We start from the raw sequence: 12,974 nt of genomic DNA, 5'->3' as shown, positions 1-12,974 counted from the left end.
ATGGAGATTGTCATTGTAACGGGAGCTGCCGGTGGAATGGGACAGGCAATTGTCAAGACATTGGTCGATGCTGGCTTTTATGTAGCAGGAATCGATTTAGCGGAGCAAAGTTCGTTTTCTCATCCGAATTTCCATTATGAACAGGGCAATGTATTGGATGAAGAAAAGGTAAACGTATTTGTTGGTCAATGGGAACGGATCGGGGGCGTTGTGAATGCACTTGGCGTTGCCCAGTCGGCGACACCAATTGAAGAAGTATCGATGGATTTTTGGAACAAAGTAATGGATGTGAATGTCAAAAGCCTTTTTATCATGACAAAGGCTGTTGTTCCAAAAATGAAACAGGCGAAAAAAGGTGCCATTCTTAATATTGCCTCCATCTCAGCTGTCAGGCCGAGACCGGGTTTGCAGGCTTATATTGCATCAAAAGGAGCGGCAGAAAGCTTTTCCCGTGCCATGGCTATTGAGCTGGCACCGTTCCAGATTCGTGTGAATACGATTCATCCCGGACCAGCAGATACACAAATGCTCGGGCAATTTGCAGCTGAAGGAGCAGATGTAGAAGAGGCAAAGCAGCAAATATTTGTTCAGTCAGTACCATTAGGAAGATTGATTGCACCGGAAGATATAGCACATTCGGTCCGTTTCCTGCTATCGGAGGAAGCGAGTGCTATTACGGGCGCAACGTTGCATGTAGACGGCGGACGCGGGCTATAAGGAGTGAGGAAATGGAACATATCCCTATGTGTATAAATGGAGAATGGGTAGTCGGATCAAAGGATATTCAAGTATGCAACCCGTCAACAGGAAAGCCCCTTGTAACTATATCTAATGCCACAGCCGAGCAAATCGACCAGGCTGTAGAAAGTGCAAATAGAGCATTTGAAAGTAAAGAATGGCGTAAATTCAAGCCATTTGAACGGGGGCAGCTATTAGTGGAGCTGGCACAGTTCATACGCACACATGCAGAGCAGTGGGCAAAGCTGGAAAGCATGGATGTCGGCAAGCCGTTGACACAGGCTCGGGCAGATGTTGAAGCGGCAGCGAGATATTTTGAGTTTTACGGAGGTGCGGCTGATAAGGTTATGGGTGAAACAATCCCGATAGAAGACGGTCTGCTGAATGCAGTCGTCCTTGAGCCGGTTGGGGTTACTGTCCATATTGTGCCCTGGAACTATCCGATCCAGATTACTTCGAGGAGTGTTGCTGCAGCGATTGCGACGGGGAATGCAGTCATTATTAAAAGTGCGGAGGATACGCCTCTTACAACACATGAAATAGTGAAATGGCTAAAGGACCGGCTGCCGAAAGGAATCATTCAGCATGTCACCGGGTATGGGCGTGATTCGGGAGCCTATTTAAGCAGCCATCCGGGGATCCATCATATTACCTTCACCGGCTCTGTACCAACAGGCATCTCGGTCATGCAGGCGGCGGCCAAAAATATTGTGCCGGTCACATTGGAGCTGGGCGGGAAATCACCGAATATCGTTTTTAAAGATGCTATAGAAGACGAGGCTTTAGAAGGGGTGATGAGAGCCATTGTGCAAAATGCCGGACAGACATGTTCAGCCGGTGCTAGACTCCTGATCGAGCATACCTATAAGGAAGAATTTTTAGCAAAGCTCGTAACCCTATTTGAAAAAATTGAGGTCGGTGCAGGTGAGCAGGATCTCGATATGGGACCGCTGCTAAATGAAACGCAGTATAAAAAGATTACTAACCTTTTAGAAATGGCCCGAGCAGACGGACATGTACTGACCGGGGGCAAGGAGCTGCAAATAGAAGGTTACCCGGAAGGTTATTATGTAGCCCCGACGATTGTAGATGGTTTAGACGCAGCCCATCCGCTAGCAGTGGAAGAAATTTTCGGACCCGTGCTAACCGTATTTACTTTTGAAACAGCGGCCGAAGCGATAACGTCAGCCAATGCAACACCCTATGGCCTTGTAGCAGGCATTTGGACGAGCAATGTGAATACAGCACATTACGTGGCGAGCCGTGTAAAGGCAGGGCAGGTGTTTATCAACAATTACGGAGCAGCAGGCGGGATTCAGATGCCCTTTGGCGGCTACAAAAAAAGCGGTATTGGACGTGAAAAGGGACTGGTCGCCTTGCGCAACTATACACAGATGAAAAATATCGCCATCCGCTATACGGAACCTGGGGGTGATTGATATGGAGAAGGATAAAAATCCCGTCTTAGAGGTCAATCATTTATCCATCTGCTTCGATTTAGCAAATGGACAGCAGGCGAAGGTCGTAGAGGATATCAGTTTTTCTGTTTATAAGGAAGAAACAGTAGCTCTCGTTGGAGAGTCAGGCAGTGGTAAGAGTATTACCTCCCTTGCTGTCATGGGGCTGCTGCCCATTCCGCCGGGGAGGATTACATCCGGCAGTATCCGTTTGAATGGACAGGATTTACTCCAAATGAAGCAAAAAAATATGAGTTCCATCCGGGGAAATGAAATCAGCATGATTTTTCAAGAGCCGATGACGTCACTAGATCCAGTATTTAAAGTAAGCAATCAAATGATTGAAGGAATCCGCAGGCATCAGGCGGTGACGAAAAGAGAAGGTTTTGCCATTGCTCTTCGGATGCTAAAGGAAGTGGGAATTGCTAACGCCGAAAAGGTGATGCATGAATATCCACATCAATTATCAGGAGGGATGCGCCAGCGCGTGATGATTGCGATGGCCATGGCAAATAACCCAAAGCTTCTAATAGCTGATGAACCGACGACTGCACTGGATGTAACGGTGCAGGCACAAATTCTGCGGCTGATGCTGAAGATGAAAAGGGAGCATGGTTCTGCCATTTTATTTATCACTCATGATATGGGGGTAGTAGCAGAAACGGCTGATCGAGTAATGGTGATGTATGCAGGGCAGATTGTGGAGGAAGCACCGGTCAAGACATTATTTACACAACCAAAGCATCCGTATACCGCAGCATTGCTGCAAACAATTCCTTCGTTAGATAGCAATGTCAATCGTCTGCCATCCATCCCCGGGACGGTTCCTTCAGCCAGCCAATTGCCGAACGGGTGCCGTTTCGCTGCACGTTGTAAACATGCGATGTCTATTTGCAGTGAAAAACAGCCGGAAATCATGCAATTTGAGCATGACCAGCAAGTCCGCTGCCACCTGTATACGGAGAAGGGAGAGATGGTAAGTGTCGAATAGGACTGTCTTACTCGAGATACGAAATTTAAAAGCCTATTTCCCTGTAAAACGGAAATCCATCCGCGAAGACAAAAAGGTCGTTAAAGCAGTCGACGATATTTCCATCGAAATTTATAAAGGAGAAACGCTCGGGATTGTAGGAGAGTCAGGGTCAGGGAAATCAACTTTAGGAAGGACCATCCTAAAGCTCATTGAGCCTACCTCTGGTGAGATTCTCTTTAAAGGCGAGCCTATCCAAAAGTTATCCGGAAAAGCGCTCCAGAAATTCCGCAATCAAATGCAAATGGTTTTTCAGGACCCCTTTTCATCATTAAATCCCCGTATGCGTGTGGGAGAAATAATAGAAGAGCCGATGAAGCTCCAATTAGCCCTTTCAAAGGAGGAGCGCCAAACGCGTGTGAAGGAACTGCTTGAAAAGGTAGGCCTGCGGGAGGACGCCATGAAGAAATTCCCTCATGAATTTTCAGGTGGACAGAGGCAGCGAATCGGCATTGCTAGGGCACTGGCGATTAATCCGGCGTTTATTATAGCGGACGAGCCCGTGTCGGCACTTGATGTGTCCGTACAATCACAGGTTTTAAATTTAATGATGGACCTACAGGATGAGTTGGAGCTTACCTACATGTTCATCTCCCATGATTTAGGGGTGGTGAAGCATATTAGCGATCGGGTGGCAGTCATGTATTTAGGGCGGATTGTAGAAGTAGGGGAAAAACATGCATTATATGAAAATCCGCTCCACCCTTATACAAAAGCACTGCTTGCTGCCATCCCTGTCGTAGATTTTCAAGAAAAACGGGATGTGGAGCCGTTGCACGGAGATCTTCCAAGTCCGATGGATCCACCGGTCGGCTGTGTTTTTCATACACGCTGTCCAAAGGCTATGCCGATTTGTTCAGAGAAGCGGCCAGTATTGACAAAACAAAAAAACGATCAGCATGTGGCCTGCTTCTTATATGAGGAGGGGGATTTCAGTGTTTCATAATATTACGGACGTTCCGGGAATAGAAGTTGGCCATGTGGAGGATAAAACCGGAATCACCGGCTGTACAGCAGTACTTGCTAAAAATGGCGCGGTATGCGGGGTGGATGTACGGGGTTCGGCTCCGGGAACACGTGAAACGGATGCCCTTGACCCAATCAATGAAATCCAGCATGTCCATGCTATTTCTTTGGCAGGAGGAAGCGCATTTGGTTTAGAGGCCGCTTCAGGTATAATGCGCTATCTAGCGGAGCAGAAAATTGGAGTGGATGCCCTCGTAGCAACTATCCCCATTGTGCCGGGAGCCGTTATTTTTGATTTGTTTCTAGGTGATCCAACAGCTTATGCCACTGCAGAAATGGGTTATGAGGCGGCAAATAAAGCGAAGGCAGGTCCCTTTGAAAATGGCAATATCGGCGCGGGCTATGGTGCGACCGTTGGAAAGGTTGCCGGTCCGCAATATTGTATGAAAGGCGGACTTGGCAGCAGCTCCATAAGAGGCAAAGAGGACCTTGTCGTAGGTGCCATTGTCGTTGTCAATGCAGTCGGGGACGTGAGAGATCCAAAAACATATGAAACGATTGCCGGGGGACGAGATGCTAAAACAGGAAAGTGGATTGACAGCTGTGAATTTTTAAAGGAGCAGAACGGTTCTATGGCATTGCCAGGCACAAACACAACAATTGGTGTTGTAGCGGTAAATGCGAAATTGACGAAATCCGAGGCAAAGAAAATTGCGCAGCTTACCCATAATGCGCTCGCCAGAACAATTTACCCGGTGCATACGATGCTGGATGGTGACACGATCTTCGTGCTGGGGACTGGTGACCGCCGGTATTCGCTTGATTATTTAGGGCAGCTGGCAGCTGAGGCAATGGAGGAAGCGATTATAAATGCTGTAAAGAAGGCTCAGCCGTTAGGACAACTGGAAAGCTATGAAAGTCTTCAACGCAAATAGATAGGGGGAAAAGGGCATGAGAAAAAGTTGGCTGTTTTTAATGACCATATTACTTGCATGTATTTTAGCGGCGTGTTCATCGGAAGAAGGCAGCTCAGATGGAAATACGGAAAACGGATCAGCGGGCGGGCCTCAGGAAATATTTGTCCGTGTGAACGATGATCCGGATTTTCTAGACCCGCATAAGGCAACAGCTTCAATTTCATTTCAAATGATTTTGAATATGTTTGAAGGCTTGATGGCACCGGAAACGGATGGCTCCCTAAAAGAGGCGATTGCAGAAAGCTACGAAATTTCTGATGATGGATTAGTATATACATTTAAAATCCGCCAAGGCGTTAAATTCCACGATGGGTCTGACTTAACCATTGATGATGTGAAATATACATTTGACAGGCTGATGGGCACAAATGGCGGCGAGAAAATGAAAAACAATTTTGATAACGTAGTGTCTGCCGAGGCAGTGGACGCCACGACGTTCAAATTCACCTTGGCAGAGCCGAATTCCAATTTCCTGTATTCTTTAACAGCACTGACATCAGCTATTATCCCTGCCAGCAACGACGGCAAGCATAATGAAAACCCAATCGGTACCGGTCCTTTTGCGTTTGAAAAATATGCACCGGGGATGAATCTCATCGTAAAGAAAAATAAAGATTACTGGCGCGAGGGCCTTCCTTATTTGGATAAGGTGACATTTGTTTTCCAATCGGATGACCAGGCAGCCATTATGAGCTTATTAGCGAACGAAGTAGACGTAACAGCTGTCCCATGGCAAAGGGTGAATGAAGTAACCGATAACTATAATACTTCCCATCAAAACAATAATTCTTCACTAGTCGTTACTTTCAATGAAACGAAAGCGCCATTTGATAATGTAAAGGTTCGCCAGGCGATTGCTATGGCAGTCAATAAGGATGATATTATCGACTCCGTATTCTCGGGATATGCTGTAAAGCTTGGTTCGAATATGAGTCCCGCAATGGGAGATTTCCATGACCCTTCATTAGTGGACAAGTACCCGTTTGATGTAGAAAAAGCGAAAGCGCTGCTCGCTGAAGCGGGGTATGAAGATGGTTTCTCGACGAAAATCACTGTTTCCTCCCATAACGGTATTTACAGCAATATCGCACAGATTGTCGTAGAGAACCTAAAGGCAATCGGCATTGATGTAGAAATCGAAGTAGTGGAATGGGGCATATGGCTGGAGCGAGTTTACTTTGGCCGTGATTATGAAATGACGGCAATTGATCTAACGGGCCGCCCGTCTGCCTATGAGGTACTGAACGATTATATATCAACAAACGACGCTGAGAATTTCTTCCGATTCAATAATAAAGAATTTGATCAAGTGATGGAGGATGTCCTGCAAGAAATAGACCCTGCAAAGCAAGTGCAATATTACCACCAGGCACAGGCTATTTTGGCAGAACAGGCAGCGGCCGTGTATATTGCCGACTATCAAATTATTTGGGGTTCTGATAAGGCAGTTTCCGGTCTAAAAAGCTATCCGTTCTGGTTCCATGATATGTCTGAGGTGAAGATGTCACAGTAGAAAGGAATGAAGCATTATGTTCTATATATTCCGCCGCTTCATCCTGTTAATCATCACAGTCATTCTCGTTTCGATTATTACGTTTGCTGTTTTTCAAATTTTGCCCGGGGATCCTGTCCGGACGATGCTCGGTACCGAGGCAGATCCTACCCAAATTGAAAATCTCCGGTCTGAGCTCGGCTTGGACCGCCCCCTTTATGAGCAATATACCGATTGGGTGAAGGGGATAGTAACGGGTGAGCTAGGTAATTCAATCCGATTTTCCATGCCGGTGAAGGAGCTGCTGTTAGCCAGACTGCCCGTGACGATTTCACTGGCAGCTATTACTCTTTTAATTGTTTGTCTCATTTCCCTGCCGTTAGGAATGTTTGCAGCAAGACGTCAAAACCGGCTAAGTGATTTAACACTATCCAGCGCTACACAAATCGGTATGGCAATCCCTTCATTTTGGCTTGGGATGATGCTTATTTTATATGTTGGATTAAATGTTGAATTCTTTAAAATAAGCGGCTATATCCCATGGTCCACAAGCATTGCCGGAGCGCTTAGTACGTTGATTCTGCCGGCACTGACGATTGCCATTCCCCAAATTGCAGTGAATTTCCGCTATGTACGAACGGCTATTTTGGAGCAGGTGAGGATGGATTATGTCCGTACGATACGCAGTAAAGGGATAGTCGAGAGAGTCGTCATGTATAAGCATGTTTTGAAAAACGCCATGATTCCCATTCTGACGGTATTTGGGCTGATCACAGCAGAAATAGTTGCAGGAACAATTATCGTTGAGCAAGTATTTTCCCTCCCAGGTGTTGGCCAGCTGTTAATTACCGCTATAAATAATCGTGATTTCCCGTTGGTTCAGGGAATCGTCATGTACATTACTGTAGCGGTGGTCACGATAAACTTTGTTGTGGATATTTTATATACCGTACTTGATCCACGTATTCGGTTACGATAGGGAGGCGTGAGCAATGAATATAAACAGGTTTAGCAAAAATATCAATCTCCTCATTGGCACACTCATTATCGGAGGCTTCTTTGTCTTAATGTGCATCAGCATATTCTACACACCTCATGATGTGACGGCAATGAATGTTCCGAATAAGCTGCTGGGACCAAACGGGGAGCACTGGTTTGGAACGGATGAATTTGGCCGTGATATTTTCAGCAGAATCATGAAAGGGACACAGACAGCTTTTTCGGTGGGACTCTTAACTGTGCTGATCGGAGTCACATTTGGCGTATTGATCGGCGGGACAGCAGGCTATTTTGGTGGATGGATCGATGAAATATTTATGAGGGTTCTGGATGCACTGATGGCATTCCCAGGAATCATTTTAGCATTAATGCTAGTCGCGATTTTCGGCCCGGGCATCCTGAACACAGCAATCGCTTTGGGGATTATCGCGATACCGAATATTGCCAGGATTGTCCGCAGCGGCTTTGTGCAGCATCGGGACTCCGAATATATTTTATCCGCAAAATTGATTGGAGTAAAAACGTATTCGATTATGTTCCGCCATATTTTACCGAACATCTCATCGCAAATTGTAGTGGCTGCGACTGTTACCTTTGCCACTGCAATGCTGGCAGAGGCCGCGCTCAGCTATCTAGGGCTTGGTGTTCAGCCGCCGAATCCCAGCTGGGGAAGGATGCTTAAGGACTCCCAATCTTACTTAGTCAATGCCCCCTGGTATACTTACGCACCGGGTGCAGCCATTACCCTGATGGTTTTAGGTCTTTATATGCTTAGCAATGCTTTACGTGATTTTTTAGATCCACGATCAAAAGCTTAACAGGTGCGGGTCACTTTTTGTGAATAATGATGGGTTTTAATCGCGAGTTCTTGATGAAAACGAATCGGGTGTGCTGAAAATTAGCCGCTGTACAGATGAAGATGTCGAGTTTACCATTGAGATAGCAAATAAGTGAAGTAGGCAAAGTCTTTATTGAGACTTTGCTTTTTTGCTGTCCTTTAGAAAGATAATCTAAACATTTGCCGGATGCTAAAACACATACAGCAGCACAATTTTTTAATGTTGTTCTTAATAGAACGAGATATGGACTAAAATTTATGGTGATTACAATGAAGTCATCAAAAGCAATGAACCCCCTCATCATGTTATGCTAGAGGAAGGAAAGGGGATGGATCGGATGCTTGAAATATTACAGAAATTTGTTAAGGAGAAGCTTGCTTATCTCACACAGCAGGATGATATTCAGTTTATTTTTGACACAGATGGAGAATTAGTCGGGGAAATACATACGGAACAAGGCTTTGTTTCACATATTGATTTTTATGATGCGGATCAGCTTGCTAATGCGGGTATTCCGTTTAGCAATAGTGCCATGATGAACGCTGCAGTGAGGCCAAATGATGTAACAGAAGAATTGAAGGCAGCTGAGATTCCCCGTATTGCGTGGGAAATGAAAGAAGCGCTTGATGACAGGGCACTGCAATTGGATTATATTGTAGACTATGATACTAATTATTTGGCTGTTTTTGAAGAGGTGGAGCTCCGTTACGGGCTGCCCATTCCGAATACCGGTCTGCAGCTGGCAATCAAACGGGACGGTACGCTGAGCAGTGCGACGTTTATGCGCCAGCCGTTTACGATTATCTATCCGGAGCACATGATTTCAAAAGAGGAAGCACGGCGTGTCCTTCAAGGTGTGCCGCTCGTGCAGCTTTCGTTTAGGCAGGAAGATTGGCAGTATGTATATGTACCGACCTTTGATGTGTATGGGGTAGAGGCAGATGGACAGCTGATGCACTTAGGAGGAAAGACGACCTATGAACCGCTTCCGGAGGTAAAGGCGATTCCAGGTTCGCTTCAGGATTTGCTGTTAGGAGGTAGAGCAGGACAGGCAACGATGGACGATACAGAAGAAGGCTTTTACTGGGAATATACCGCATATGGAGAGCTTTCAAGCCCCATCCTTCAGCAGCCGGCATTTGAACATGCATGCCGGGCATTGCAGACAATTACCGGTGATTTATACGGCAGCTACCTGCTGGAGCAGAGGGAACACCCTGCAGAAGTTTCGATTGATTTGCAGGACGCTGCGTGTAAATGGATCACTTATCATTTTGTCTACTGCTACAAAGGCCTTTACTTGATTGATCATGCAGCCGAAATCACTGTTCATCGGGTAACAGGCCAAATAGGGCATGTCACTGTGCCAAAGATTCCTGTCGAAAAGCTGGCTGTCAGTAAGCCCCCATCGATTACACTAGAGACAGCTAATAATATGGCACGTCAGCTCGTAGATGTTAAATTGTCAATGGAGCGGGTGGATATAGTCAATAATCTATATACCGCTGTTTATATGATAGAATATCCCTCTTCTCCAACGAAAGGGGAAATCAAATCGATCGATGCCTACTCCGGTGAAATCCGGTTTGTAGAAACAGGCCTGATGGACATTGAGGAATAAAAAGAGAGAGAACCTAGTTAAAGAAGGACGATAGAAGTTAAATAGATGCCATCCTGAAGCTGGTGAAGTATTAGGATTATTCTTGTTCATGAACCTCTGAAGAACGAGCTATCCAAGGTAGTTAATTGCGGGCGTGCAGCTAGAGCAGACGCTTTTGAAAGAATATAATAGATAGTAAAAATATTTCTAGCTAAAAACTGTCATATATTCACCTCTAGTTAGCATAGAATGAAAAGATAGAGGATATAATTACGAGAATAGGACTATATAATACTTATAAGGGGATGGATCTTTTGTATAAAGTAGGTCAATGGGTGCTGTATCGGCAGATCCCAGCGTTTGTATTAAAGGCAGATGATGCCGAGCAAAAATTTCTGATCCAGGCACCGACAATTTCAAGACAAACCTACTGGATTCCGGCAGAGCATTTAGAAGCGCATGAAGAGGTGGAGCTTCAGGAGGAAGATATTCAGGAGTTAAAAGCTGTTGCGGTAAAATCAGGGGACTTCCGTTGGTACCGCGAATTAACAGAGCAGCTGCAATAACAGAGTAATTGTGCCAGCACAGCCGCCCCGATCATGTAGACAGTGTACTTAGCGGAGTAAGCAGGAGGGGACGCGGCCGGCTCATATGCTTCTGTAATACCGGTTCTTATTTTTACGCATAATAAAACGACTAGAGCTTAACGGCTCTAGTCGTTTTTTTGATTGTTTCAAGTTTTCATTGATTGGCTCAAAAAAGAAAATGTTTATAAAGTAAAGCGGCTGATGGTTACTGCCAGCTCGTTGCTTAAATTGTTCAGCTCTTCGGAAGACTCTGCTACTGAATGGATTGCAGTCAGCTGCTCATCGGATGCAGCGCTTACCTCTTCACATGCTGCTGCTGAAGCCTGGGCAGCATCGGCCATTTTCTGCACTGTTTGCAGTACATCATCCTTATAGCCGTTTACTACGTTGATCTCGTCATGGACGGACTCAAACGAAGCGTTGATTCGGTCAATACAATTAGCCAGGTCGGTAAATAATTCACTTGTTGTTTTCACGACCTCACCGGAGTGGGTAAATGTTTCCTGCATTTCATTCATCCGTCCTGTTACATGGAAGGATTCCTGCTGAAGCTGTGTAATCGTTGTTTTTACCTGTTCTGTCGCCACTGCGGATTGCTCGGCCAGCTTTCGTACCTCTTCTGCCACGACAGCAAAGCCTTTCCCGTGATCTCCTGCACGGGCTGCCTCGATTGAAGCATTAAGCGCCAGTAAATTCGTCTGGGAGGAAATGGAGCTGATCGTATCCATAACGGAACCGATAGCACTGATTTTTTTCTCTAGCTGTGTAATGACAGCCGCCATTTGTTCAAGTTCTTCTTCCGTACCGTGGAAGCTTGTTAACAGCTCACCCATTTTTTCGCGTCCTCCCGTATTTAAACGGGAAGCTTCAGCCGTCACGGCCTCAACATCTGCTGAACGTTCATTGACGAGATTGATTTTTTCACCGAGCAATGTAAGCTGACTTGTCACAGTATCAGCATACTCGGATGAATCACTTGCATCCGCAGCAATTTCATTTACCGCTCTTGCGACCTCGATTGAAGAGGCGCTCGTTTCCTCAGCCATCGCACTTAAATGATGTGAGCGCGATTCTACATTTACTGAAGATTCTTTTACGACGTGAATAATTTTTTTCATCTGATGGATCATTTCATTAAAATGATGCGCAAGGCGGCCGATTTCATCCCGATTCTTTACCTCGATCTGCACGGATAGGTCACCATCTGCCACTCGACCCATTAAAGTACCGAGTGTATAGAGCGGCTTCACCATACGGGAAATAAAATAAAACAGGACAATAAATGTTACCGCTAAAATAATGCATGTAATCAGAAGGATAATTTTTTGCATATCCTTTGCGATTGCCTGTAAATTGCCGACTTTATAGACGACACCGATTGACCAGTCGACAGCAGGAATATGCTTATAGACAAAAATACTGTCCTCTCCATCAATTTCAGTAGACAGCTCGGCCGGTTTTTCGGAGCTAGTCATCTTTTTAACAAATGGATAATCCGACATGCTCTCACCAGCAAGGGTAGGGTGGACGACAGCTGTACCGGCTGCATCAAGGATGACCGGGTATGCTTCATACCCCAGATTTGTGGAAGAGACCATCTCCGTTAAGCTTTGCAGTAATAGGTCAACTCCGATAACCCCGATCACTTTGCCGTCTGCGATGACTGCCTTTGAGCCGGTAATTGCATATTCACCGGTTGCTGTATCTATATAAGGCTCTGTCCAAATAACTGAATCCGGATTTTTAAGGCTTTGATTATACCAAGGGCGGGTTGTGGCATCTACATCCTTAATTCCGTCAAAGTGAGGCTCAAAAATAATATTATCCGCCTGCGCGAAATAAATGCCGGATGCTTCCGTATAGTTGTCCAGGAATGTAGCCAAGTCTGTACGCAGCACAGTATCCGCTTCATCAAAAAGCGTTGTGTGATCGGTTACATATGTTTCAATTTCATCGGAAGCAGCATATGTAAGCAGTGCCTTTTCGTAGGTGCCGAGAAATGTCTCGACATTATGTGATAGCTGTTCGACAATAGATTTGCTCTCTTCCACCACATTCTTTTCTGTCTTTTGAGAAATGACATAAGAACTGATTGATGCTAAAGACCCCAGACCAAATACAACGATAATTGCAACGATACCGATAATCTTCCATTTGATTGATAATTTCATATGAATTTACTCCCTGATATATGTTATTTTACTCATTCTAACATTGAGTTTTAGAAAGTAAAGCAGAAATTTAGCATTTTTCTGAAAAAGTGGATGTTGTTTATTTTGAAACTTTTGT

Annotated in this window: 11 protein-coding genes; 10 read left to right on the top strand and 1 reads right to left on the bottom strand. The window is 45.3% G+C overall.

What is annotated here, in order from left to right; translation table 11 throughout:
- From BOD01S_RS00745 to BOD01S_RS00700, 10 genes are all read left to right on the top strand, one after another.
- Nucleotides 1-717 (top strand): SDR family NAD(P)-dependent oxidoreductase, encoded by a 717-nt coding sequence (locus BOD01S_RS00745; protein WP_036159529.1) that lies wholly within the window; start codon nt 1-3, stop codon nt 715-717.
- Nucleotides 718-728: 11 nt separating this feature from the next.
- Nucleotides 729-2,177 carry an aldehyde dehydrogenase family protein gene (locus BOD01S_RS00740; RefSeq protein ID WP_036159527.1) on the top strand — a complete coding sequence of 483 codons (1,449 nt, stop codon included), beginning with the start codon at nt 729-731 and terminating at the stop codon, nt 2,175-2,177.
- Nucleotides 2,173-3,186 (top strand): ABC transporter ATP-binding protein, encoded by a 1,014-nt coding sequence (locus BOD01S_RS00735; protein ID WP_036159769.1) that lies wholly within the window; start codon nt 2,173-2,175, stop codon nt 3,184-3,186. Before BOD01S_RS00740 ends, BOD01S_RS00735 begins: the two co-directional genes overlap by 5 nt.
- Nucleotides 3,176-4,171 carry an ABC transporter ATP-binding protein gene (locus BOD01S_RS00730; RefSeq protein WP_036159526.1) on the top strand — a complete coding sequence of 332 codons (996 nt, stop codon included), beginning with the start codon at nt 3,176-3,178 and terminating at the stop codon, nt 4,169-4,171. The genes BOD01S_RS00735 and BOD01S_RS00730 overlap by 11 nt, the downstream gene beginning before the upstream one ends.
- Complete coding sequence (locus BOD01S_RS00725; protein WP_036159524.1) at nt 4,161-5,126, top strand: P1 family peptidase; 966 nt, start codon at nt 4,161-4,163, stop codon at nt 5,124-5,126. The genes BOD01S_RS00730 and BOD01S_RS00725 overlap by 11 nt, the downstream gene beginning before the upstream one ends.
- A gap of 16 nt (nt 5,127-5,142) precedes the next feature.
- The gene (locus BOD01S_RS00720) at nt 5,143-6,681 is read left to right on the top strand and encodes an ABC transporter substrate-binding protein (RefSeq protein ID WP_036159522.1); all 1,539 of its coding nucleotides are present in this window, start codon (nt 5,143-5,145) and stop codon (nt 6,679-6,681) included.
- A gap of 16 nt (nt 6,682-6,697) precedes the next feature.
- Nucleotides 6,698-7,639 (top strand): ABC transporter permease, encoded by a 942-nt coding sequence (locus BOD01S_RS00715; protein WP_036159520.1) that lies wholly within the window; start codon nt 6,698-6,700, stop codon nt 7,637-7,639.
- Nucleotides 7,640-7,652: 13 nt separating this feature from the next.
- Entirely contained in the window at nt 7,653-8,477 is an 825-nt protein-coding gene (locus BOD01S_RS00710; protein ID WP_036159518.1) for an ABC transporter permease, read from the top strand.
- Between the two features lie 358 nt (nt 8,478-8,835).
- Entirely contained in the window at nt 8,836-10,119 is a 1,284-nt protein-coding gene (locus tag BOD01S_RS00705) for a PepSY domain-containing protein (RefSeq protein WP_143815033.1), read from the top strand.
- Between the two features lie 293 nt (nt 10,120-10,412).
- Entirely contained in the window at nt 10,413-10,664 is a 252-nt protein-coding gene (locus BOD01S_RS00700) for a hypothetical protein (RefSeq protein ID WP_036159514.1), read from the top strand.
- A gap of 203 nt (nt 10,665-10,867) precedes the next feature.
- On the opposite strand, the gene BOD01S_RS00695 is transcribed toward BOD01S_RS00700, so the two are convergent.
- Entirely contained in the window at nt 10,868-12,856 is a 1,989-nt protein-coding gene (locus BOD01S_RS00695; RefSeq protein WP_036159512.1) for a methyl-accepting chemotaxis protein, read from the bottom strand.
- Between the last annotated feature and the right edge of the window lie 118 nt (nt 12,857-12,974).

This window comes from Lysinibacillus odysseyi 34hs-1 = NBRC 100172 (assembly GCF_001591965.1).
GTDB classification, from domain to species: domain Bacteria; phylum Bacillota; class Bacilli; order Bacillales_A; family Planococcaceae; genus Lysinibacillus_B; species Lysinibacillus_B odysseyi.
The sequence above is the reverse complement of the archived record's forward strand: the minus strand, read 5'-3'. Positions and strand labels throughout refer to the sequence as shown.

Excerpts from the sequence above, each read along its gene's own strand:
- BOD01S_RS00695 (WP_036159512.1), bottom strand. The coding sequence starts at position 12,856 with ATGAAATTATCAATCAAATGGAAGATTATCGGTATCGTTGCAATTATC.
- BOD01S_RS00715 (WP_036159520.1), top strand. The coding sequence starts at position 6,698 with ATGTTCTATATATTCCGCCGCTTCATCCTGTTAATCATCACAGTCATT.
- BOD01S_RS00710 (WP_036159518.1), top strand. The coding sequence starts at position 7,653 with ATGAATATAAACAGGTTTAGCAAAAATATCAATCTCCTCATTGGCACA.
- BOD01S_RS00740 (WP_036159527.1), top strand. The coding sequence starts at position 729 with ATGGAACATATCCCTATGTGTATAAATGGAGAATGGGTAGTCGGATCA.
- BOD01S_RS00720 (WP_036159522.1), top strand. The coding sequence starts at position 5,143 with ATGAGAAAAAGTTGGCTGTTTTTAATGACCATATTACTTGCATGTATT.
- BOD01S_RS00745 (WP_036159529.1), top strand. The coding sequence starts at position 1 with ATGGAGATTGTCATTGTAACGGGAGCTGCCGGTGGAATGGGACAGGCA.
- BOD01S_RS00705 (WP_143815033.1), top strand. The coding sequence starts at position 8,836 with ATGCTTGAAATATTACAGAAATTTGTTAAGGAGAAGCTTGCTTATCTC.